The sequence below is a fragment of the Saccharopolyspora thermophila genome (genome assembly GCF_014646075.1).
GTDB classification, from domain to species: domain Bacteria; phylum Actinomycetota; class Actinomycetes; order Mycobacteriales; family Pseudonocardiaceae; genus Saccharopolyspora; species Saccharopolyspora thermophila.
Genome location: NZ_BMMT01000001.1, coordinates 83260 through 106093, shown reverse-complemented (window position 1 = coordinate 106093; position 22834 = coordinate 83260). Strand labels below are relative to the sequence as shown.

Below are 22834 nucleotides of genomic sequence, written 5' to 3'. Positions count from 1 at the left end.
GAACCCGCCCCCGGTTCCCAAACCTGGGACGGGACGGGTTTGCCGGAAGTTGGGGACTGGAGCGGTTCAGTAGTTGGACCACTCGCCCTGGGCGTACTGGAGGATCGTCGGGTGCATCAGGGTTGACGGGGCCATGCCCGGGATGCGCGCGCGGTCCGGCGGGAACACCGCCGCGGCGCGCAGCGTCGCCGCGTCCAGCGAGCGCAGCGGCGGCGCATCCGCCGGGAGGGTGAGGGGCGGCGCCCCCGGCGACGCCAGCGAACCGCTCGCCTCCGGCGCGCCCGCACCGGCGGCGGCCGTGCCCGGCGATGCCGCCGCGCCCAGGTGGAAACCCCACTCCCCGAAACTCGGCACCGACACCTCGTACGGCACCGTGCTCAGGCCCGCCGCACGCATCGTGGCCTCGATGCACCAGAACGCCCGGGGCGCGAAGAACGGCGAACCCGCCTGCACCACCACCCGGGCGTCGTCGGCCATGGCGTGCCGGACCAGGCCGTAGAACTCCGCCGAGTACAGCTTCGCGGTGGCCGTCGAGTCCGCGTCCGGCATGTCCACCAGCACCACGTCGAAGCGCTCGTGGTTGTCGCGCAGCCAGCTGAAGGCGTCCGCGGTGACCGTCCGCACCCGCGGGTCCGCGAAGGAGCCCCGGTTCAGCGCGAGCACCCGCGGATCGGTGCGGGCCAGCTCCAGCACCGCCGGGTCCAGCTCAACCAGGGTGACCTCGCGGACGTCCGGGTAGCGCAGGATCTCCCGCAGCGCCAGGCCGTCCCCGCCGCCCAGCACCAGGACGCGCCCGCGTGGCCCCGCCATGGCCGGGTGCACCATCGCCTCGTGGTAGCGGTACTCGTCGACGGAGCTGAACTGCAGGTCCCCGTTGAGGAACAGCCGCACGTCGTGATTCCCGCTCAACGACACCGACTCGGTGAGGACCACCTCCTGGTACGGGGAGCGTTGCGAGAACACGACCGGGTCGGCGTACAGCGCCTGCCGCGCGGTGACCTCGAAGTCGTCGGCGAACAGGTACGCGCCCACCAGCACACCGCCCACCAGGGCGGACGCCGCGGTCAGCAGCAGCACGGCCCGCCGGGTCAGCTCCTGGCGGAACAACGTCAGCACCAGCCCGAGCCCGGCGGCGGCGTTGAGTATGCCAACCAGCAGCGCGCCCCGCACCTGCCCGAACAGCGGCAGCAGCAGGAACGGGAACGCCAGCCCGCCGACCAGTCCCCCGACGTAGTCGGCGGCGAACAGGTCGGCCACCGCCGAGCCCGCGTCCTGCCGCCGGATCCGCTGCAGCAGCACCATCAGCAGCGGAATCTCCGCACCGATCAGCACGCCCAGCACCAGCGCGGTGGCGATCAGCGCCGGGGTGTAGAGGCTCAGCCAGGCGAACGCCGCGTACAGGCCGAGGACGCTGAGCCCGCCGAGCAGCGCCAGCAGCAGCTCGATGCCCGCGAAGGAGGCTGCCGCCCAGCGCTGGAGCGGTTTGGCGGCGAGTGCCCCGACCCCCATCGCGAACACCATCAGCGACAGCACGATCGACGCCTGTCCGACGGTGTCGCCGATCAGGTAGCTGCCGAGCGCCACCAGCGCCAGCTCGTAGACGAGGCCACAAGCCGCGCAGATGAACACCGCGACCAGCACCGCAATCCGCGCGACGCGGCCGCGGGGTCGGATCCCGGGCTCGACAGCGGGCTCGGTGCTCACCGGCACGCGGCGCTCACCAGATCGCGGCGGCGATGAGCACCGCGATCACCACGTGCGCGGTCGCCGACACCCACGTGGCCGGGTGCAGGGTCGGTGACGACAGCTCGTCACCGAGCTTGCCGGGAGTGATCGCGTCGATCAGCAGGAACGACAGGCTCATCAGGACGAGCCCGAGCAGGCCGTAGGCCAGAGTGCCGACCAGCCCGGCGACCAGGTCGTCGGCGCTGGCCGCGATGGCGGTGGCCAGGATGATGCCGACGCCCAGCAGCCCGGAGACGAGCAACAGGGCGGCGTTCGGGTTGCGGCGCACCCAGATCAGGTCGCGCAGCTTGCCCGGTGTGGCCAGGTCGACGAGCAGGTAGCCGAGCGCCATCATCGCCACGCCGATCACCCCGTAGGCGACCGCGGCGAGCAGGCCCGTGAGCAGTTGCTGGAGCAAGGTGGTGTCCTTCTCGTGTCGTTGTCGGTGCGATCAGCGGCGGGGTGGCTGCGGCGGCCAGGGCGGACCCTGCGGTGGCTGTCCCGGCCGGGGTGGCGGTGGGCCCTGCGGCGGCCAGGGCGGCTGGTTCAGCGGCGGCCCGGGTTGCTGCGGCGCCGGCGGCGGCCCGGCGGGTGTGTCCGGCGCGGACTTCTGCTGCTTGGCGCGGGCGACGAAGCCGAGCACCAGCGCGATCACCACGACCGCGCCCAGCCCACCGAGCCACGCCCAGACCACCCAGCTCGACCCGGAACCATCACCCGGCGGCAGCGGCGGCACCGCCTGGTTGCCCGGCACGGGGGCGGGCGCCTGCGGCGCCTGCAACGCGCCGCTCTCCAGCAGCAGCAGCGGGAGGCCGAGGGCGGCCTGCCCGGTCACCGTGACCGGCTCCTCGGCCAGCGAGTCCGCGGTGACCCCGAGGGACACGAACTCCTCGGTGTCCGGCAGCGACGTGAACTCCGACGACGCCTCGACCTCCAGGTCGGCCGCGTCGAGGTCGTCGTCGGTGGCCGCGGCGGCGACGAACACCTGGACCTCGGCCCATCGGGGGCAGGTGCTCGCGGGGATGCCGGGGCCGCGGCTGGACCCCTGGTCGAACTGCCTGGTCGCCCCGTCGACGAGCTTCCAGCCGAAGCACACCCCGTGCGCCTTCTCGGCCTCGGCGAGCCGCTGCGCGAGCTGCCGCGCGTCGGCCGCGGTGAACCGCTGGATCGGCGGGCCCGAGTACTTCTGGCTGTCGCTGTAGTAGGTGCTGTTCTCGGAGGTGAAGGTGTTCTGCGGGGAGTCGCCGCCGATCGTCGCGCTGACGACGCCGATCAGCAGGACGACGCCGATGACGATCGCGCTGATCGTGGCCTTGCGGACGCGTTTTTCGATGCTCGTGCTCATTTGCCCGCCCCCGGTCCTCGGCCGCGGAAGCTCTCGCCGTGCGGGCTGCTCCAGCCCCAGCTGCCGCCGACGTGGCTGTGGTAGCGGCGGTAGGCGTGGTCGACGTCCATCACGTGGATCACCGAGCCCGGAGCCTTCGGCTGGATGATCACCGCGTCGTCGGAGTACCGCAGGTAGATGCCCGAGGAGTCGGTGTACTGCGACTGCGGACGCCACTTGCTGGTGATCGCGCGGGCGACCGCGCTCGGCGCCAGCGTGCTGGTGTAGGCCCGGTTGTCGGGGTCGCCGGGCAGGTCAAGGTGGGCCGCGCGGGTGTAGGTGTGGGCGACGTAGCCGCGCGGGCCGGTACCGGTGGAGAAGATCGTCACCAGCGCGATGATCAGCGCGAGCACCGCGGCGACGGCGGCGAGCACGAACCAGAACTTCGGTTTCATCGGTCAGTCCGCCGTCGGGTAGAGGAGCACGTCGTAGCGGCTGAGCTCCTCGCCGGTGCTGGCCTCCCAGTCGGCACCGTCGTAGGACTCGAAGCCGAGCAGCGAACCGTCCGACGCCTCGTAGTCGTGGTAGCGGACGGTGCCCTGCTCGGCGAGGCCGGTGGTGGCCTCGCTGCGGAAGGTCGCCGAACCGGACTCCTCGGAGTGGTAGGTGCGCCCGCCGAAGTCGATCGTCTTGGGCCCGGGTTGGCCCGCGTCGGCTACCGGGGTCCACAGCGACAGGATCAGGTCCGGGTCCTCCTCCACGGCCAGCCACACCTGGCCGCCCTTGGCGTCGTCGAGCAGGTGCTCGGACCAGTGCCAGCTGCCTTCGGAGAGCCGGACGGTGCCGCGGACCGTGTAGGTGCGGCCACGGACCTCGACGATGTCGCCGGCCCTGAGCGCGCGCGGGTCGCCGCGCAGGGAGTCCTGGTCGCCGGTGTGGAACGGATCGGTGGGCCGCTTCGGCGGCTCCGGGGTGACGCGCCGTGCGCGCACGCCCATGATCACCGCGATCACCGCGACGACGAGCAACACGACGATCACGACGATCAGCGTTGCGATCAATCCGTTCACGCGTCCGCCTTCCCCTCCACGACTGTCCGGCACAGAGGGTATTCGGCAGCGCCCGAGCGGATGACCGCATTCACCCAAATCGTGATCCACGTCAGGACGAGGTGGACTCGGGTTGCACTCAGCGCGAGGGGGACGTAACGAGCGAAGGGCACCTCCGCCCAGGTGGCGTGGAGGTGCCTTCGCTTGCGTGGACGACGCGCGCTACGCCGACAGCAGCTGGGCGCAGCGGATGAGGCCCAGGTGGGAGTACGCCTGCGGGTGGTTGCCCAGCGACCGCTCCGCGATCGGGTCGTACTCCTCCGACAGCAGGCCCGTCGGGCCCGCCGTGTCGACGATCTGCTGGAACAGCTCCTCCGCCTCGGTGCGGCGGCCGATCAGCAGGTACGCCTCGATCAGCCACGCCGCGCACAGGTGGAAGCCACCCTCGTCACCGGGCAGCCCGTCGTCGCGGCGGTAGCGGTACACCGTCGACCCGCTGCGCAGCTCCGCCTCGATCGCGGTGACCGTGGCCTGGAACCGCTCGTCGGACGGGTCGATCAGCCCGGACAGGCCGACGTGCAGCGACGCCGCGTCCAGGTCCGAGCCCTCGTAGGCGGTGGTGAACGCCTGCACGTCCGGGTGCCAGCCGTTCTTGATGACATCCTCGGCGATCTGGTCGCGCAGCGACTCCCACGACGGGTCGGGCTCGCGGCCGTAGGCGGAGGCCAGCTTCAGCGCCCGGTCCAGCGTCACCCAGCACATGACCTTGGAGTACACGTGGTGCCGCGGCACGTCGCGCTCTTCCCAGATGCCGTGGTCCGGCTCGGTCCAGCGCAGCGACACGGCCTCGGCCATTGCCTTGACCAACTCCCAGTCGACGTCACGAACCCGGCCGGTGGCCTGCGCCAGGTGCGCGATGAGCTCCACCACCGGGCCGAACACGTCGAGCTGCACCTGCTGGTCGGCCAGGTTGCCGACGCGGACCGGCCGCGACCCGGCGTAGCCGGGCAGGCTGTCGATCACGGCCTCCGGGCCGAGCCCGGTGCCCTGCAGCGTGTACAGCGGGTGCAGCCGCTCCGGCCCGGGCAGCGTCTCCAGGACCCGGTGCAGCCAGTCCAGGAACGCCTCGGCCTCGGCCGTGGAGCCCAGCGTGACCAGGGCCTGCGCGGTCATCGCGCCGTCGCGCAGCCAGCAGTAGCGGTAGTCCCAGTTGCGCACGCCGCCGATCTCCTCGGGCAGCGACGTGGTGGCGGCGGCCATGATGCCGCCGGTGTCGGCGTTGCACAGGCCGCGCAGCGTCAGCGCCGAGCGGGCGACGAGGTCGCGCTCCACCTCCGGCAGCGACAGTGTCTTCATCCAGTCCGACCAGTACCGGTTGGCCTGGTCGCGCCGTTCGGCCTCCAGGTACTCCGTGGTCAGGTCGTCGGTACCGCAGCGCAGCTCCAGCACGATCGGTTTGTCGGCGGTGGGGTGCACGACCGCGTGGGCCGATTCGTGCATGCCGTCGGAGGTGATCTCCCACTGCACGCCGGGCGAGTACAGCACCATCGGCTCCGAGGTGCCCTGCACCCGCAGCCCGCCGGCCTCGGCGAACAACCGCACCGTCACCTGCCCGAACTCGGGCCGCGGCGCGAACTCGACGGCCGCCGGGGCGGTGCCGCTGATCACCCGCACCAGGTCGGTGCGGTGGCTCTCGGTGCCGTGCGCGAGGTAGTCGGTGACCAGCAGCCGCGACCAGCGGGTCTCCACCGTCATGGTGTTGGGCACGTAGCGCTGGCCCAGCGGCAGCGGGCTGCGCTGGGAGCCGTTGCCGCCGCCGTGCGGCCGGATGGAGAAGTGGCCGGCGGACGGGCCGCCCAGCAGGTCGGCGAACACCGCGGCCGAGTCCGGGCCGGGGTGACACATCCAGGTCAGCCGCGCGTCCGGGGTGAGCAGGGCGACGGTGCGCTCGTTGGACAGCATGGTCAGCCGCTCGATCGGCGGCGCCTGCTCGCCGTACAGCCAGGTGCGGCGTTCCTCCATCAGGAACGCCAGCACGGTGGCGACGTCGGTGGTGTCGTTGATGCGGTACTGCGCGAGGGTGTCCCCGTCACCGACCTTGATGCCCAGGTCCGGGCCGTGCAGCCGGGCGAACGCCTTCTCGTCGGTGACGTCGTCGCCGAGGAACACCGCCGCGGTGGCGCCGACCTGGTGGCGCAGCGCGTCCAGCGCGTTGCCCTTGTCGGTCTGCACCACGGCCAGCTCGATGACTTCCTTGCCCTCGGTGACCTGGACACCGTCCCAGGTCGCCGGGCCGGTGCAGACGGCGTCGAGGACCTCGCGGGCGACGTCGGGGTCGGCTCGCCGGACGTGCACCGCGACACTGGCCGGCTTGGCCTCCAGCGTCACCCCCGACTTGCCGCGCACGATGTCCTGTAGGGCGATCTGCAGCTCGGTGCGCAGCTGGGTGGCCTCGGGCTCCAGCTCGTGCACGAAGCCGACGTCGAACTCCGAGCCGTGGCTGCCGACGAGGTAGACCTCGGCGGGCAGCCGGGACAGCGTGGCCAGGTCACGCAGTGCGCGCCCGGAGATCACCGCGGTGGTGGTCGCGGGCAGGGCGGCCAGCGAGCGCAACGCGTGCACCGACTCGGGGAGCGGTTTGGCCTGGGTGGGATCCGCCACGATGGGGGCAAGGGTGCCGTCGTAGTCGCAGGCGACAAGAAGTCGTGGTGTCCGCGCGAGCTGCACGATCACGCGGCGCAGCTCCGCAGGCAGGGCTTCGGCGGTCAACGCCATACTCCTCAGGGGCGCGGTCGGGTCGGGTGGATCGATCCGGTTCTCGTCGTCGATGTGACCGCTGACGGCGACCGGACTGGATCAGTATCGCTGACGCTGTGCCTGTCCGTGTTTCGGACCGTTTACTCGCAGCGAAGGAAGCGCGTGGATCGGTCGGTGACGCGGAGCGTCGGGAACCCCCTCCGCATCACGCGGACCAGTGACACTCGGACGGGACCGGTTTACCGGTTGCGGGAACGCTCGGAAGCGGCTGGCGCCGCTCGCCTGACGCCGCGATGCAGTTGCGCACGCCGAACCTCCCACATCCTCGCGATGTCTACTCCGCCGCAGGCGTGCCCAACGCCTCCAGGAACGACCGCGCCCAGCGGTCGACATCGTGCGTGAGCACTTGCCTGCGCAGTGCGCGCATCCTACGGCGTCCCTCGGCCTCGTCGATGTCGAGGGCCGCGAGCAACGCGTCCTTCACCCCATCCAGGTTATGGGGATTCACCAGAAACGCACTAGTGAGCTCAGCCGCGGCACCGGCGAACTCGCTGAGCACCAGGGCCCCACCGAGGTCATAGCGGCAGGCCACGTACTCCTTGCACACCAGGTTCATGCCGTCGCGGACCGGGGTCACGACCATGACGTCGGCGGCGCAGTAGAACGCCACCAGGTCCTTGCGATCCACCGAGGTGTGCAGGTAGTGCACGGCGGGGTGGCCGACGCGGCCGAACTCGCCGTTGATCCGCCCGACCTCGCGCTCGATGTCCTCCCGCATCTGCTTGTAGTGCTCGACACGTTCCCGGCTGGGCGTGGCGATCTGGATCATCGTCACGTCCTCGGCCTTGATGTGCCCCTCGGCGAGCAGCTCGTGCATGGCGTGCAGCCGTACGTCGATGCCCTTGGTGTAGTCGAGCCGGTCGACGCCGAGCATGATCTTGCGCGGGTTACCCAGCTCGGCGCGCAGGGTCCGGACGCGCTGCTGGATCTCCTTGGTGCGGGCCAGCCGGTCCAGCTCGGCCGAGGCGATGGAGATCGGGAACGCGCCGACCCGCACGGTCCGGTCCCCGACCTGCACCACGCCGGGCCGGGACCGCACCCCGACCTGGCCGCGGCTGGGTTCGAACCCGGCCAGCCGCCGGGCCAGCCACAGGAAGTTCTGCGCCCCGCCGGGCCGGTGGAAGCCGACCAGGTCGGCGCCGAGCAGGCCGCGCACGATCTCGGTGCGCCACGGCAGCTGCATGAACAGCTCGACCGGCGGGAACGGGATGTGCAGGAAGAACCCGATCCGCAGGTCGGGGCGCAGCTCCCGCAGCATCGCCGGGACCAGCTGCAACTGGTAGTCCTGTACCCACACCGTCGCGCCCTCGGCGCTGACCTCGGCGGCGGCCTGCGCGAAGCGCCGGTTCACCTGGCGGTAGGCGTTCCACCAGGAGCGGTCGAACACCGGCGGCACCACGACGTCGTGGTACAGCGGCCACAGCGTGGCGTTGGAGAAACCCTCGTAGTACTCGGCGAACTCCGCGCCCGACAGCGGAACCGGGTGCAGCTGCAGGCCGTCGTCGGTGAACGGATCGACCTCGACGTCGGCCACCCCGGGCCAGCCCACCCACGCCCCGCGGCGGGCGCGCAGGAACGGCTCCAGCGCGGTCACCAGACCACCGGGGCTGTGCTTCCAACGCTCGGTGCCGTCGTCGAGGCGTTCCAGATCCACCGGCAGCCGATTGGCGACGACGACGAAATCCGCTCGATTGGGCCCGCTGCCCTTGCTCACCGGTTGTCCTCCCGCCCTGTTCTCCACCTGCCGCGAGGCTAGCCAAATCCGCCTCGGAGTGCGTGCTGCTTGTGGTGCAAATCGGACGGACCAACCGGTGGGGCTTTCGGCCCGTCCTGGCAGTCCCGAAAGCTCACCGCTGATCAATCCAACCGCCGTCTGGTGGGGCGCAGCGGCCCGGACATGCGCGGCCCGGAGATGCGCCGCTCGAGCCTGCCCAGCCTGGTGCGGACCGGCTGGGCAAGGTACTCGCCCAGCACGACGCCGGCCCCGAGCGCGAGCCCGGTCGCGACGGCGAGCATCAGGGTCGCCACCCCGGAAGGACTACCCAGCACGGACAGCTCGTACAGCCCGCGGTAGGTGGACAGACCAGGCAGCAGCGGAGCCACGCCGGACACGGCGATCACCAGCACGGGGATGCGCAGTCGGCGCGCGGTGATCCCGCCGGCCAAACCGACCACAGTGGTCGCAACGGCCCCGGCCAGCACGGTGTGCACGTCGGCCAGCGTCAACAGCGCGTGCACGGCGGCGGCGACGGCACCACTGATCCCGGCGACGAGCAGCGGGCGCGGCGGCGCGTAGCTGGCGAGCGCGAAGCAGGCGGAGGTGGAGGCACCGGCGAGCAGCTGCACCGGCAGGTGCAGGGCGGGGGCGAGCACGTCGGCGCGGCCGATGGTCTGCACGTCGAGGCCGCTGACCGTGTCGCCGCCGAGGCGCAGGCCGACGTAGAGGGCCAGGACGACGCCCGCGATCAGCCCGGCGGACATCAGGGCGAGTTCGGCGATGCGCCCCGCGGCGGTGACGTTGTACCCGGTGATCGCGTCCTGCATGGAGCCGACGACGGTCAAACCGGACAGCAGCACGATGATGCAGGAGGCCACCGCCAGGGCCGCGTTGGTCAGCAGGCCGCTGGCGTAGCAGGCCAGCGCGACGCTGGTGGCGACGGCGCCGCCGACCGCCTGCTGGAAGAAGAACGGCAATGCGCGCCGGTTGAGCACCCGGCCGATGCGGTCCACCAGCGCGGTGGCCGCGGCGGCGATCAGCGGCAGCATCGGTTCGGTGCCGCCGCCGAGCAGCACGGCCAGGGACGCGGCCATGCCCGCCCAGGCGAGCGTCGCGACCCACCGCGGGAACGGGTGCGGCGCGGTGGTGATGCGGTCGAGTTCGGCGTAGGCGTCGGCGGCGGAGATGTCGTTCGCGGTGATCCGCCGCAGCAGCTCCTCGACGTCGGCAAGCCGGGTGTAGTCGGTGGAGCGGTTGCGGACGACCCGCATCGAGGTGACGGGCGGCAGCTCGGTGCCGCGGTAGCAGGAGACGGTGATCGACGTGTAGATGACGTCGACCTCGCAGTGCGGCAGGCCGTACGCGCTGACGACGGCGATGATCGTCGCGGTGACGTCGGAGGCACCGGCGCCGCTGGCCATCTGCACCTCGCCGATGCGGAGGCCGAGATCCAGCACGAGGTGGACGGTTGACTCGTCGGGCAGTGCGGGCCCGTAGACGACGCTGCGCGCCCCCGGCGGGATGGTGGCGTCCGGGTCGCGCCGCCGCAGCACACCGCGGGCGCGCTGCGTGATTCCCACTGCTGGTTTCCCTCCCTGCCGCGCAGCCCTGCGAGCGGACCGCCGTGCCTGATCTTCCCCTCGGGCATCGCCTGTCATGAGTTGACCGTTGCACCCACCATCTATGGCGTCCATCACTGGAAACCCCGGCCGTCCCACCGGGTCGGCGACCACTGTCCGCGAGAAGTCGAGCGGCCGCTTCCCGAGCCGCGCACCCCGCCGCTTACGATGTCCTCGCACGGGAAGAGTGCACGCCGCTGTAGCTCAGTTGGTAGAGCGCCCGCCTTGTAAGCGGATGGTCAGGGGTTCGAGCCCCCTCAGCGGCTCCGAGGTTACCAGCGGGAACGCGCCAGACCATCACTGACCAGGCGCGTTCCGTCTCACTTTTCGTCTGTGGTCGACGCGCGATCCCGCCCCGGAGCCCGCGGACACGCTCACCCCGGACGACCACCCAGGCGAGGCTCCCGCGAGCGCCCGGGTGGGACTTCCGCGAGCGCCCAAATCTGGGAGCCCACCCCGTCCAGGGCGAACGCACCCGCCTCGCTCGGGACGGGCGCACGCACCTTCCCCGGGGCCGGGGCGGCGGTGTTTCTGTGGCGGGAGCGTGGTGGTTGCGCGGGCATCATGGGGGCATGGCTGCCACGGTGACCGACCGGCTGTTCCGGGTCGCCGTCTGGCTCAAGGGGCTGGATGGGGCCGTCCAGCTGGTCGGCGGGGTGCTACTGCTGGTCGTGGCCCCGGCGGAGGTCTCGCGGCTGGCGCACGCCGTCGTCACGCGCGACCTGCTCGGTCCGCCCACCGGGGCGCTGGCCGGGCACTTCGAGGTGGCGGTGCGGCACTTCGCGGAGGACGGCAGCCGCGCCTTCGTGATCACCTACCTGCTGCTGCACGGCGTGATCAAGCTCGTTCTGGTCGTGGCGCTGCTGCGGCGGGTCCGGCCGATGTACCCGGTCGCGGTCGCCGCGCTGGGCCTGTTCGTGCTCTTCGAGGTACTGCGCGCGGTGCAGACCCGGTCACCGCTGCTGGCCGGGCTGGCGCTGCTGGACGTCGTGATCATCGTGCTGGTTGTCAAGGAGTACCGCGAGTTGGGCAGGCGGTGGAGTGACCAGGCTTCCGGCCGCGCCACGCTGGGTAAACCTCAAGGTGGCCGACTCCGGAGGTGGCCCATGCGACGTGGGCGGCGCCCAGAACCCGTTCTGATCACCGATGCGGAGCCCTCGTTCGACGACGAGCAGCGGCACCGCAAGCGGGTTTACGCGGTCCTCATGGTGGTGCACCTGGTCGGTTTCACCGCCGCCGGGCTCCTGGCGCACTTCTGGTTGCTGGCCCTGGTGATCGTGATCGTCACCGGCGCGCTGCCCTGGGTGGCCGTCGTCATCGCCAACGACCGCGCCTCCCGGCACCGCCGGACGCGCCTGTACCGCCGCGTCCGCCCGGCCCTCGAACGGCGCCGCGACGCGTAACCCGCCCGGTGGCATCGGGAAATCCGGGTATCCACAGTGGACTACTGGTGCGCGGCCACCCGGATGGCGGTGAAGCCCGCGCCGCGGTGTCCGTCCTCGAAGCCCGGAGAAGTCCTTCGACACCGCCAGGTCCGGACCGGCCATGTCACCCCAGCACGGCGTGCCCGGGCGGTACTCGTCGATCTTCATCTCGTTCCCCCGCCGATTCGGGAAATCCGTGAACTGCGGCCGATTGCAACCCCATCCGGCGGCGGCATCGTGATCATTTCCGCCTGTTCCCATAAATTGGCGAGTTGTGCTCAACCAATAGCCATATTCACTCGATCGAGTGAACTCTGATCTCCGGTTCAAACACTGCTTCGAACCGGAGGAGATCAGCGTGTCGCTCGCCCGAAATCTCGCAGGCGTCGCCGGTGCCGTACTGGCCGCCGCGGCGTTCACCGCTCCGGCACAGGCCGACCAGGCCCCGCCGCCGGACGTCCGACCCACCATCATCGACGGTCGGGAGGTCGACAGCGCGCCGTGGGCGGCCCGGCTGTTCGTCGACGGCCGCGAGACCTGCACCGCCAGCATCATCGCCCCCGAGTGGGTGCTGACCGCGCAGCACTGCGTGGACGGCGCTGGGGACGGCGTGAGCTTCACCATCGGCAACGTCGACCAGACGCAGGGCGAGAGGGCGTCGGCCAGGCCCGGCGGCGTGTACGTCCACGACACCGCCGACCTTGCCCTGGTGAACATCGACCACGCCGTGCAGACCGAGTACGCCCCACTGGGCTCCCCCGGCGACGTCCGGGTCGGCCAGACCGTGCAGACCTACGGCTGGGGCGCGACCTGCACCGACCGACCCGAGATCCAGTGCCAGTCGCAGATCCTCAAGGTCGCCGACGTGAACGTGACCGACATCGCGTGCAGCGACTACCGCGGCGGCACCGCGGTCTGCGCCACCCGAGGCGACGGCATCCCCGCCGGCGGCGACTCCGGTGGCCCCATGTTCGCCGGAAACGTGCAGGTCGGCGTGGCCTCGACGAGCGACCGGCGGGAGAACACCGCCTACACCAACATCACCGAGTACCGCGCCTGGATCCAGTCAGTAGCGGGCGTGTAGCCGCGCCCACCACCAGGTGGCCTGCCCGGGCGCGTGTCGACACCCGGGCAGGCCGTCGCGCTTTGATGTTCGCCCGATCCGGGCACTTTTCGACTACCGGAATCCTGTTCACCGAAGGCCGCCGAAAACACTGTCAGAAATCAGCGTTTCCGCAGGTCAGACGGGGTATCAAAACGATCGATCAGGATATCGGCGAACCGCCCGGTAGCATCGTGCCGAAGCGAATTGCAATGTTTCTGTAGTGCTTCTCACGTGCAAAATCACGTCTCGCCTGGTAGGCGGACCAGCAAACGCGCGAGAACCTGACGCGTTACGGATGTTCTGTTAAGTTGGCAAAGCATGACCGGCGACAACCCGAGCCATAAGAGCACCGAACGGAATGGCGGGAGCGGTTCAGCCGGGCGGTTGGAGATCGATACTCCGGTCGTCGCGGACGGCCCCGAGCTGCACCGGATCGCCCGCGATTCGGCGGTGCTCGATGTGAACTCGCCCTACGCATATTTGCTGTGGTGTCGGGACTTCGCGCAAACCTCCGCGGTGGCACGCATCGACGGTGCGGTCGTGGGCTTCGTCACCGGATACATCCGGCCTGACGCCCCCGACACGCTGGTCGTGTGGCAGATCGCCGTCGATGCCTTCCAGCGCGGTGGTGGCGTGGCAGGTCGGCTCCTGAGCACCCTGGTGGACCGAGTGCTCCCGCGCGGCGTGCGGTATCTGGAAACGACGATCACCGCGGACAACGCCGCGTCGATCGCCCTGTTCACCGCACTGGCGCGCAAGCGCGAGGTCCCGGTGGAGCGCAGTGAGCTGTTCAGCGCCGACCTGTTCCCGGATGCGCACCTGGGGGAGGACCTGTACCGCATCGGACCGTTCGCGCCGGCACCGGCCACGGCGGCCGGATTCTGATCGCCTCCACCGCACTGAGAACACGAAACTCGCAGCAGCCGGGTACGCCGACCGCCGCGACCCGGCCGAACGGAGGATTGTCGTGAACGACATCTTCGCAACCCTGGAATCGGAAGTCCGCAGCTACAGCCGCACCTGGCCGACGGTCTTCGACCGCGCCCGCGGCAGCTACCTCTACGACGAGGACGGCACCCCCTACCTCGACTTCTTCGCCGGCGCCGGCGCCCTGAACTACGGGCACAACAACCCGGTACTGAAGAAGAAACTGCTGGAGTACCTGGAGCGCGACGGGGTCACCCACGGCCTCGATCAGTCCACTGTGGCCAAACGCCAGTTCCTGGAGACGTTCCAGGAAACCGTGCTCAAGCCGCGCGGGCTGAACTACAAGATCCAGTTCCCCGGGCCGACCGGCACCAACTCCGTCGAGTCGGCGCTGAAGCTTGCCCGCAAGATCACCGGCCGTGAGTCCATCATCAGCTTCACCAACGCCTTCCACGGCATGACACTGGGCTCGCTGTCGGTCACCGGGAACTCGATGAAGCGCGGCGGCGCGGGTATCCCGTTGGTGCACGCCACGCCCATGCCCTACGACGACTACTTCGACGGCCAGGTCCCCGACTTCCTGTACTTCGAGAAGATGCTCGAGGACAGCGGCAGCGGCCTCAACGAACCGGCCGCGGTCATCGTGGAGACCCTGCAGGGCGAGGGCGGCATCAACTCGTCCCGCCCGGAGTGGCTGCGCGGGCTCTACGAGCTGTGCCAGAAGCACGGCATGCTGATGATCGTCGACGACGTGCAGATGGGCTGCGGCCGCACCGGCCCGTTCTTCAGCTTCGAGGAAGCCGGCATCCAGCCCGACATCGTCTGCCTGTCCAAGTCGATCGGCGGCTACGGACTACCGCTGGCGCTGACGCTGATCAAGCCGGAGCACGACGTGTGGGAGCCGGGCGAGCACAACGGCACCTTCCGCGGCAACAACCCGGCGTTCGTCACCGCCACCGAGGCGCTCAGGCAGTACTGGTCCGACGACACGCTGGAGAAGTCCACCATCGCCAAGGGCGAGCGCGTCGGCGCGGTGCTGGAGGAGATCGCCAGCCAGCACAAGGGCGCGGTCGCCAAGGGCCGCGGCCTGGCGCGCGGCCTGGGCTTCGAGGACACCGACGTGGCGGGCAAGGTCTCCAAGGCCGCGTTCGACCGCAAGCTGCTGATGGAGACCTCCGGCCCCAGCAGCGAGGTCCTCAAGATCATGCCGCCGTTGACCGTGTCGGATGACGAACTGGAGCAGGGGCTGCAGATCGTCCGTGACTCGGTGCAGGCTGTGCTGGCCTGATCCGCCTCGGCCAGGGTGGCGTGGGCGATCCGCGGACCGCCCACGTCCGAACGAACCAGAACACCATGGAGGAAACGTGATCGTCCGGCACCTCTCGGAGATCGAGGACACCGACGCCGACATCAGGACCCCGAACTGGCGCAGCAAGCGCATCGTGCTGGCCAAGGAGAAGGTCGGCTTCTCGGTGCACGAGACGACCCTGTACGCGGGCACCGTGAACGACTTCTGGTACGCCAACCACATCGAGGCCGTGTTCATCATCGAGGGTGAGGGCGAGATCGAGGACAAGGCGACCGGTGAGGTGCACCAGCTCAGGCCGGGTTCGCTGTACCTGCTCAACAACCACGACAAACACCAGGTCCGGCCGCGGACCACGATGCGCACGGTGTGCGTGTTCAACCCCCCGGTGACGGGGCGCGAGGTGCACGACGAGAACGGCGTGTACCCGCTGGTCGTCGAGGACGACGACCAGGCTGTGGCGAGCTGAGGCCCCCAGCCACGCTTGTTCGACGCCCGTGGCGGGTAACCGGGGTTGGTTACCCGCCACGCGCGCTACCGGTCTTCCCCGCCGCGGCGGGGAATGGCGGGCGTTAAGCACGCGCCGCTTCTCACCGAGGAACCGAGAAATGGCGGCGGTGCCGCAGGCACCAGCCGCTCCGGCGGGAATTCGCGAAGGAGGCGCAACCCATGACCGTCGCTGATCTGAGCACCCAGGATCGTTACCCGACCCGGGTGAGCGCCGAGTCGGCGCTGATCGAACGAACGGATCCCACGGTCTGGCCGGGGGTGGATGCTGGCCCGGCCAGCGCGGAGGAGCTCGCGGCCCACGAGGCCAAGGGCTTCCACGTCGTCGAGTCACTGCTGTCGCCCGCAGAGGTGCAGACCTACTGGCAGGAGCTGGAGCGGCTCACCAAGGACCCGCAGGTGCGGGCCGACGAGCGCACGATCATCGAGAAGAGCTCCAACGAGGTCCGGTCGATCTTCGAGGTGCACCGGATCAGCGAGCTGATCGCCGAGCTGGTGCGGGATCCGCGGGTGCTGGACCGTGCGCGGCAGATCCTGGGCTCGGACGTCTACGTACACCAGAGCCGGATCAACTACATGCCCGGCTTCCGGGGCACCGGCTTCTACTGGCACTCGGACTTCGAGACCTGGCACGCCGAGGACGGCATGCCGGCGATGCGGGCGGTGAGCGTCTCCATCGCGCTGACCGACAACCACCCGTTCAACGGCGGGCTGATGATCATGCCGGGCTCGCACCGGACGTTCGTGTCGTGCGTGGGCGAAACCCCCGACGACTACTACAAGTCGTCGCTGAAGGAGCAGAAGATCGGCGTCCCGACCGAGGACGACATCACCAGGCTGGCCTACGAGCACGGCATCGAACAGTTCACCGGGCCGGCTGGGTCGGCACTGTGGTTCGACTCCAACTGCATGCACGGCTCGGGCAACAACATCACGCCGTTCCCGCGCTCGAACATCTTCATCGTGTTCAACAGCGTGGAGAACAGCCTGGTGGCGCCGTTCGCGGCGCGCAAGCGGCGTCCGGAGTTCATCGCGACCCGGGACTTCACCCCGGTCACCCGCTGACCCACCCAGCCGAGGGACCCCCGCACCGGTATTACCCGGTGGCGGGGGCCTCGCCTTGTCCACATGAAGCGGACTTACGGACGCCGACGGCGCGAGTCGTCAACCGATGGGGTGGGCGGCGAGGATGGCACCGACCTGGTCCGCCACCGCCGGGTCCAGCATCGGGTAGCGACCCCCCACGACGAAGCGCTCCGAGAGTTCGAAGGTGACGACCTCGCCCTCGGCGAGCAGCTGCCCGGCCGCGACCGGGTCCACCGCCACGGCGTCCGGGTGCACGATGCTGACGTCGGTGAACGTCGCCGCCAGGTACGGGCTGGCGAACTGGGTGAACGAGTCGCCGACCATCCGCATCGGCTGCGTGATCATGCCGGGCCGAGGCGTCGACCGCAGGTGCAGCGGTTCGTGGAAGTCGCTGGGCCGGAACTGGGTGTTGTCCTCCGGACCGCCGTCGGGGGCCAGCGAGTACGCCTGGATCGGCACCGTGCGGTCCTGCCCCAGCAGGTCGGGGATGTCCGCGCTGTGCGGGTACTGGCGGCTCGGCTGGGCCTTCCAGGTGCGGGTCACGCCCGGCTGCAGGCGCTCGGCGAGCGCGTAGACCATGGCGATGCCGCCCTCGTGGGTCCAGTGCGTGTCGATGTCGTGGTAGATCGGCCGCTGGTTGCGGGTGGCGATCTGCCGCAGCTGGGACCGCAGGTCGAGTGCGCCGGTGGCGGCGGGCACCCGACGCCAGAACTCGTCGCGGGCGGCCGTCGAGCAGTCCTTCCCGGCGTAGTCGTCCGGCATGTTCTCGGGGTACACAGTGGACTTGTCGGGCGCGATGATCAGCTGGAACCGCCGCCCGGATGCCTCCACGACGCTGCGCCAGCGGCGCAGTCCGGCGATCACCTGGTCCAGCGTCCGCTTCGGCACGCACCGGTAGGACACGTCGTGCCCCAGGTACAGCCACCCGTTCTTGCCCTCGATGACGGCGGGGAACACGTTTTCGTCGATCGGCGGTGTCGCATCGGCCTGCCCGGTCCCGACCGGTGAGGTGTGCGAACCGCCGGAAAACCGCGCGGGTTCACCGAAGACGCCGCGGCTGAGCGCATCCACGGACTGCACCGCGCCCCTGCGGAACGGCAGGTGGTCGGTGGCCCACTGGTTCAGCCCGGTGAAGAACCCCCACCCGTCGGTGATGCTGGGGAAGGCCGCCAGTGGCCGGTTCTCCATCGGTTCCGCCCGAGCCCCGAACACCCAGCTGACGACGGGAGCGGTGAAGAACAGCACGGCGCACACCAGAGCCACGAGCTGCCGCCTGCCGTGTCGGGGCCGGTGCAACGGGTGCTCCCGCGGCAACCACGCCTCGTGGACGGGAGGAAGCTCGGAACGCTGCACGCGTCAACGGTATCCGGCCACCCACCGCGACCGAGCGAAAGCTCGTCGATCAGCGACCGCTGCGACGCGTCAGAACTGGTAATAGAGGAACGGGCTGAAGGAGCCGGTGGCGACGAGCAGGCCCGAGTAGCCGAGACCGAGGGTCAGGACCACCGTGCGCAGGACGTATGCCTCCCTGGTGCGGACCGCCTCCAGGAACGGGCCCGTTCCGGCACTGGCCGGGAGGAGGACCACCACCAGCGCCAGCAGCAGGAACACCACTCGCTGGTTCGTCACCGAGGCCGCCACGAGGTCCGTCAGCCCCTGGAAGTCCGGCAGCAGCATGTGGCCCAGCATCGTGAACCCGCTCGCCAGGTCCGGGGAGCGGAAGACCACCCAGCCCACCACCACCAGCAGCAGCGTCAGCGCGCGGCGGCCGATGCGGGCACCGGTCGTCGACGGCGGGTACGCCCAGCCGAAACGGCGCTCCACCACCAACAGCAGCCCGTGGTACACGCCCCACACCAGGTACGTCCAGGCCGCGCCGTGCCAGAAACCGGTCAGCACGAACACGATCGCCAGGTTCCGGTACGTGCGGGCGGTGCCCCGGCGGTTGCCGCCCAGCGGGATGTAGAGGTAGTCGCGGAACCAGCGGGACAGCGACATGTGCCAGCGCCGCCAGAACTCGGTGACGGTCACCGACGAGTACGGGCGGGCGAAGTTCTCCGGCAACCGGAACCCCAGCATGCGGCCCAGCCCGATCGCCATGTCCGAGTAGCCGGAGAAGTCGAAGTACAGCTGCACGGTGTAGCCGATCGCGCCGAGCCAGGCGATCGCGAACGTCATGTCCTCGGCCGGGGTCGCGAAGCAGGCGTCCACCATCGGCGCCAGGGTGTCGGCGATGACCACCTTCTTCGTCAGGCCCCACGCAAAGCGCGGGAAACCCGCCGCGATGTCGTCCAGCCGGTGGGTGCGCTTCTGCGGCAGCTGGTCGGCGATCTCCCGGTAGCGCACGATCGGGCCCGCCACCAGCTGCGGGAACATCGCGATGTAGGTGACGAACGAGACCGGGTCGCGCAGCGCCGGGCGTTCCCCGCGGTAGACGTCCACCACGTAGGAGATGTGGTGGAAGGTGTAGAAGGAGATCCCGATCGGCAGCGCCAGGTGCAGCACCGGGAAGTCGCCGCCGAACCACGAGGTGAGCACCGCGAGCTGCGCGGTGGCGAACCCGGCGTACTTCCACACCGCCAGCACCGCGAGGTTGAAGCTGATCGCGCCGATCAGCAGCCAGCGGCGGCGGTCGCGGTCGAAACCCCACTCGACCGGTTCCAGCTGCCGCCCGGCGTAGTAGTTCACCACGATGCACGCCAGCAGCAGCAGCGTCGTCCCGCCCGCCCCGCTGGCGTAGAACAGCAGGCTGGCCACCGCGATCACCGCGTTGCGTCCGCTGCGAGGTGCGATCAGCACGGCCACGAGCACGGCCGGCAGGAAATACCACAGAAACAGCGGACTTGCGAACGACATCGGGGGCCTCGGGGTGCGGGAGGCCCGGGCCTCCCTCCAGTGCTTGCCTGGAGGACTCTAACCGAGCCACCACCGCCGCCGAGGCGGAACTCGGCTGACGGACTGGTCACCCCGGCACCGCCCGGGCGATCGTCATGGACCTCGCCCGGGCGCGTCCGGTCAGCGAATGCGGCGGCGGCGCGCCACCTCGGCGAGCACCACGCCCGCGGCGACCGAGGCGTTCAGCGACTCCACCCCACCGGCCATCGGGATCGACACCGTCTGGTCGCAGGTCTCCCGGACCAGCCGGGACAGCCCGCGGCCCTCCGAACCGACCACGACCACCAGCGGCTCGGTGGCCAGCGCCAGCTCATCGGCGGTGACGTCACCGTCGGCGTCCAGGCCGACGACCATCAGCCCCTCCGCCTTCAGATCGCGCAGCGTGCGGGTCAGGTTCACCGCCCTGGCCACCGGCAGCTTCGCCGCGGTGCCCGCGCTGGTGCGCCAGGCCACCGCGGTGACGCCGGCGCTGCGCCGCTGCGGCACGATCACGCCGTGCGCGCCGAAGGCGGCCGCGGAGCGGATCACCGCCCCGAGGTTGCGCGGGTCGGTCACCCCGTCCAGCGCCACGATCAGCGGCGGCAGCCCGGAGTCACGGGCCGCGGTGAGCACGTCGTCCGGGTGCGCGTACTGGAACTGCGGCACCTGTAGGGCGAGGCCCTGGTGCACCGCGTTCTTCGTCATCCGGTCGAGCTCGACGCGCGGCACGTCCAGCACGGTGATGCCGCGCGACTTGGCCTCCCGGACCGCCTCGGTCACCCGGTCGTCGATGTCGACGCCCTGCGCCACGTACAGGCCGGACGCGGGCACCCCGGCACGCAGGCACTCCACCACCGGGTTGCGCCCGGCCACCAGCTCGGGCTGCGACTCCAGCGCGGCCTTGCGCTTCGCGCGCTGCGCCTCCGCCTTCGCCCGCGCATCCGCACGGCGTTTCGCGGGGTGGCTGACCCGTTCCTCCGCCTTCGGCGTCGGGCCCTTGCCGCGCAGGCCCTTGCGGCGCTGCCCGCCGGAGCCGACCACCATGCCCTTCTTCTTCGACTTGCGCACGGCGCCGCGGCGTCTGTCGTTGCCAGCCACGTGTTACCCGTCCCTCAATGTCCATATCGGACCGTCGGGGGTGTCCTCGACGGCAATTCCGCTGGCCTGCAGGCGGTCTCGCAGCAGGTCGGCGGTGGCGAAGTCGCGCTCCTGGCGAGCCCGCTGGCGCTGCTCCAGCAGCGCCGACACCAGGTCGTTCAGGGCGCGGCGGGCGGCGTCGTCCGCACCGGAGTCCTCGGCCCACTGCTCGGACAACGGGTCCAGGCCGAGCACGTCGGTCATCGCCCGCACCGACGCCGCAGCCGTGCGGGCCGCTTCGTCGTCGCCGCGGTCCAGCGCCACGTTGCCCTCGCGGACCACGTTGTGCACCACCGCGATCGCCTGCGGCGTCGACAGGTCGTCGTCCATCGCGGCCGCGAACTCCGGAGCCACCTCGCCGAGCCCGACGCTGCCGGTGCGCTGCCCGACGCGGCGCACGAACGACTCGATGCGGCGGTAGGTGGCCACCGCCTCGGCCAACCCCTCCTCGGAGAACTCGATCGTCGACCGGTAGTGCGGCGTGACCAGGTAGTACCGCAGCTCGGCGGCGCGGGCGCGTTCCAGCACCGCCGGGATGGACAGGGTGTTGCCGAGCGACTTCGACATCTTCTCGCCGCTCATCGTCACCCAGGCGTTGTGCATCCAGTACTGCGCGAAGCCGTCCCCGGCCGCGTTCGACTGCGCCAGCTCGTTCTCGTGGTGCGGGAACACCAGGTCCAGCCCGCCGCCGTGGATGTCGAACTCGCTGCCCAGGTAGAAGGTGGCCATCGCGGAGCACTCCAGGTGCCATCCCGGCCGGCCGTGCCCCCACGGCGTGGGCCAGCTCGGCTCGCCCGGCTTGGCGCCCTTCCACAGCGTGAAGTCGCGCGGGTCGCGCTTGCCGCTGGCCAGCGTCTCACCCTGCTGCACCTCGTCGAGGCGCTGCCCGGACAGCCTGCCGTAGTGGTCGGCGTAGGAGCTGACCGAGAAATAGACGTCACCGCCGGCCGCGTAGGCGTGGCCCTTGTCGATCAGCCGCTGGATCAGATCGATCATCTGCGTGACGTGCCCGGTGGCGCGCGGCAGCACCGACGGCGGCAGGCAGCCCAGCTGCTGGTAGGCCGCCTCGAAGGCGCGCTCGTGCGTCGCCGCCCACTCCCACCACGGACGGCCCGCCTCGGCCGCCTTGGTGAGGATCTTGTCGTCGATGTCGGTGACGTTGCGGACCAGGCGCACGTCGTAGCCGGTGTGCTGCAACCAGCGCCGCAGCACGTCGAAGTTCAGACCGCTGCGCACGTGGCCGACGTGGGGAACGCCCTGCACGGTGGCACCGCAGACGTAGATCGACGCCACTCCGTCGCAGCGCGGGTGGAACTCGCGCGTCGTGCGGGTCGCGGTGTCATGCAGGTGCAGGCTCACAGTCTCGATGGTACGGGGGCGGTCGGTTGCCGAATCACATCAGGGGCCGCCCCGTCAAGGCGTGCGATCGTCAGCGCAGCAGATCGCCGACGGCGGTCAGCAGGCCGTCCGGACGCTGCGCGGTGGGCACCGGGTCGACGATCGCGACCTGGCATCCGACCGCCGCCGCACCGCCGTCGGCCTCCTCGCTGTCGCCGACCATGAGCGCCTCCTCCGGGGCGACGCCGAGCCGCTCGCAGGCACGCAGGAAGATCTTCGGGTCGGGCTTGATGACGTTCTCGAGGTAGGACAGCAGGAATTCATCGACGTAACGGGTGACACCGATCCGCTCGAAAGCGGGACGGATGTCGAACGCGATGTTGCTGATGACCCCGACCTTGACGCCCGCGGTGTGCAGCCGGCGCAGCACCTCGGCGGTGTCCGGGTAGGCGGTCCAGTAATCCGGGTCGATCAGCCGCCGGTACAGCCCCTCGGCCTGCACGTCCCGCACCCCGGAACGGCGCAGCACCTCGACGTACACCTTGCGGTGCAGCGCCGGGTCGAGGTCGCGATTCTCCCAGGCGTCCTGGAACTCCGGTTCCAGCTGGACGACCTGCCCGGTCGGGGCGGTCATCCGGCGCATGATCTCGGCCTGGGCCTCCAGGTCGAAGGGGGTGCCGTCGGCATCGGTCAGGTCGGCGTACCAGGACTCGTCCTCCTCCAGCCGAAACAGCGTGCCGGAGAAGTCGAAGAGCACCGCGCGCAGAGTCACGAGATCCACGGTAGGGCGGCAGACCGGCCCGAGCACCGGCATGCGTCCAAGGTCACGCGCCGTTCCGGGTGGTGGAACAGCCCGTCACAACGGGGTCCGGTTCGCCA

Annotated in this window: 19 protein-coding genes and 1 tRNA gene; 7 read left to right on the top strand and 13 right to left on the bottom strand. The window is 70.4% G+C overall.

What is annotated here, in order from left to right:
* Window positions 1-66 precede the first annotated feature (66 nt).
* From IEY17_RS00465 to IEY17_RS00430, 8 genes are all read right to left on the bottom strand, one after another.
* Window positions 67-1704 (bottom strand): polyamine aminopropyltransferase, encoded by a 1638-nt coding sequence (locus IEY17_RS00465; RefSeq protein ID WP_229679723.1) that lies wholly within the window; start codon window positions 1702-1704, stop codon window positions 67-69.
* 13 nt (window positions 1705-1717) lie between these two features.
* On the bottom strand, window positions 1718-2143 hold the full coding sequence (locus IEY17_RS00460; RefSeq protein WP_188984215.1) for a DUF350 domain-containing protein: 426 nt from the start codon (window positions 2141-2143) through the stop codon (window positions 1718-1720).
* A gap of 33 nt (window positions 2144-2176) precedes the next feature.
* On the bottom strand, window positions 2177-3070 hold the full coding sequence (locus IEY17_RS00455; RefSeq protein ID WP_188984213.1) for a hypothetical protein: 894 nt from the start codon (window positions 3068-3070) through the stop codon (window positions 2177-2179).
* A complete protein-coding gene (locus IEY17_RS00450) occupies window positions 3067-3504 on the bottom strand; it encodes a DUF4247 domain-containing protein (RefSeq protein WP_188984211.1) in 438 nt (145 codons plus the stop codon). The genes IEY17_RS00455 and IEY17_RS00450 overlap by 4 nt, the downstream gene beginning before the upstream one ends.
* Window positions 3505-3507: 3 nt before the next feature.
* Window positions 3508-4119, bottom strand: coding sequence for a DUF4178 domain-containing protein (locus tag IEY17_RS00445; protein ID WP_188984209.1), 612 nt, complete (start codon window positions 4117-4119; stop codon window positions 3508-3510).
* A 201-nt stretch (window positions 4120-4320) separates the two neighbouring features.
* A complete protein-coding gene (otsB, locus tag IEY17_RS00440; RefSeq protein ID WP_188984207.1) occupies window positions 4321-6873 on the bottom strand; it encodes a trehalose-phosphatase in 2553 nt (850 codons plus the stop codon).
* 316 nt (window positions 6874-7189) lie between these two features.
* A complete protein-coding gene (locus tag IEY17_RS00435; protein WP_188984205.1) occupies window positions 7190-8629 on the bottom strand; it encodes an alpha,alpha-trehalose-phosphate synthase (UDP-forming) in 1440 nt (479 codons plus the stop codon).
* Window positions 8630-8772: 143 nt separating this feature from the next.
* Window positions 8773-10212, bottom strand: a complete 1440-nt coding sequence (locus IEY17_RS00430) for a threonine/serine exporter family protein (RefSeq protein WP_188984203.1) — start codon at window positions 10210-10212, stop codon at window positions 8773-8775.
* A gap of 232 nt (window positions 10213-10444) precedes the next feature.
* On the opposite strand from IEY17_RS00430, the gene IEY17_RS00425 reads away from it, so the two are divergent.
* From IEY17_RS00425 to thpD, 7 genes are all read left to right on the top strand, one after another.
* A tRNA-Thr gene (locus tag IEY17_RS00425) sits at window positions 10445-10517 on the top strand.
* 306 nt (window positions 10518-10823) lie between these two features.
* Window positions 10824-11654: a DUF2127 domain-containing protein gene (locus IEY17_RS25915; protein ID WP_308423929.1), complete on the top strand. Its 831-nt coding sequence runs from the start codon at window positions 10824-10826 to the stop codon at window positions 11652-11654.
* Between the two features lie 379 nt (window positions 11655-12033).
* A complete protein-coding gene (locus IEY17_RS00410) occupies window positions 12034-12759 on the top strand; it encodes a S1 family peptidase (RefSeq protein WP_188985243.1) in 726 nt (241 codons plus the stop codon).
* Between the two features lie 405 nt (window positions 12760-13164).
* The gene (gene ectA, locus IEY17_RS00405) at window positions 13165-13665 is read left to right on the top strand and encodes a diaminobutyrate acetyltransferase (RefSeq protein ID WP_229679722.1); all 501 of its coding nucleotides are present in this window, start codon (window positions 13165-13167) and stop codon (window positions 13663-13665) included.
* Window positions 13666-13747: 82 nt separating this feature from the next.
* Window positions 13748-14995 carry a diaminobutyrate--2-oxoglutarate transaminase gene (ectB, locus tag IEY17_RS00400; protein WP_188984199.1) on the top strand — a complete coding sequence of 416 codons (1248 nt, stop codon included), beginning with the start codon at window positions 13748-13750 and terminating at the stop codon, window positions 14993-14995.
* Between the two features lie 76 nt (window positions 14996-15071).
* The gene (locus IEY17_RS00395) at window positions 15072-15482 is read left to right on the top strand and encodes an ectoine synthase (RefSeq protein WP_188984197.1); all 411 of its coding nucleotides are present in this window, start codon (window positions 15072-15074) and stop codon (window positions 15480-15482) included.
* 200 nt (window positions 15483-15682) lie between these two features.
* Entirely contained in the window at window positions 15683-16585 is a 903-nt protein-coding gene (thpD, locus tag IEY17_RS00390) for an ectoine hydroxylase (RefSeq protein ID WP_188984195.1), read from the top strand.
* 99 nt (window positions 16586-16684) lie between these two features.
* Here thpD and IEY17_RS00385 read toward each other — a convergent pair whose 3' ends face one another.
* From IEY17_RS00385 to IEY17_RS00365, 5 genes are all read right to left on the bottom strand, one after another.
* A complete protein-coding gene (locus IEY17_RS00385) occupies window positions 16685-17959 on the bottom strand; it encodes an alginate O-acetyltransferase AlgX-related protein (protein ID WP_188984192.1) in 1275 nt (424 codons plus the stop codon).
* Between the two features lie 69 nt (window positions 17960-18028).
* Window positions 18029-19462 carry an MBOAT family O-acyltransferase gene (locus tag IEY17_RS00380; protein WP_188984190.1) on the bottom strand — a complete coding sequence of 478 codons (1434 nt, stop codon included), beginning with the start codon at window positions 19460-19462 and terminating at the stop codon, window positions 18029-18031.
* A 159-nt stretch (window positions 19463-19621) separates the two neighbouring features.
* Complete coding sequence (gene rlmB, locus IEY17_RS00375; RefSeq protein ID WP_188984188.1) at window positions 19622-20578, bottom strand: 23S rRNA (guanosine(2251)-2'-O)-methyltransferase RlmB; 957 nt, start codon at window positions 20576-20578, stop codon at window positions 19622-19624.
* A 3-nt stretch (window positions 20579-20581) separates the two neighbouring features.
* Window positions 20582-21976 carry a cysteine--tRNA ligase gene (cysS, locus tag IEY17_RS00370; protein WP_188984186.1) on the bottom strand — a complete coding sequence of 465 codons (1395 nt, stop codon included), beginning with the start codon at window positions 21974-21976 and terminating at the stop codon, window positions 20582-20584.
* Window positions 21977-22046: 70 nt separating this feature from the next.
* Window positions 22047-22727: an HAD family hydrolase gene (locus IEY17_RS00365; RefSeq protein WP_188984184.1), complete on the bottom strand. Its 681-nt coding sequence runs from the start codon at window positions 22725-22727 to the stop codon at window positions 22047-22049.
* Window positions 22728-22834 lie beyond the last annotated feature (107 nt).

Bases quoted from the DNA above. Each gene is read 5' to 3' on its own strand.
- thpD (WP_188984195.1), top strand. From the start codon at position 15,683: ATGACCGTCGCTGATCTGAGCACCCAGGATCGTTACCCGACCCGGGTG.
- IEY17_RS00455 (WP_188984213.1), bottom strand. From the start codon at position 3,070: ATGAGCACGAGCATCGAAAAACGCGTCCGCAAGGCCACGATCAGCGCG.
- IEY17_RS25915 (WP_308423929.1), top strand. From the start codon at position 10,824: ATGGCTGCCACGGTGACCGACCGGCTGTTCCGGGTCGCCGTCTGGCTC.
- IEY17_RS00380 (WP_188984190.1), bottom strand. From the start codon at position 19,462: ATGTCGTTCGCAAGTCCGCTGTTTCTGTGGTATTTCCTGCCGGCCGTG.
- otsB (WP_188984207.1), bottom strand. From the start codon at position 6,873: ATGGCGTTGACCGCCGAAGCCCTGCCTGCGGAGCTGCGCCGCGTGATC.
- IEY17_RS00450 (WP_188984211.1), bottom strand. From the start codon at position 3,504: ATGAAACCGAAGTTCTGGTTCGTGCTCGCCGCCGTCGCCGCGGTGCTC.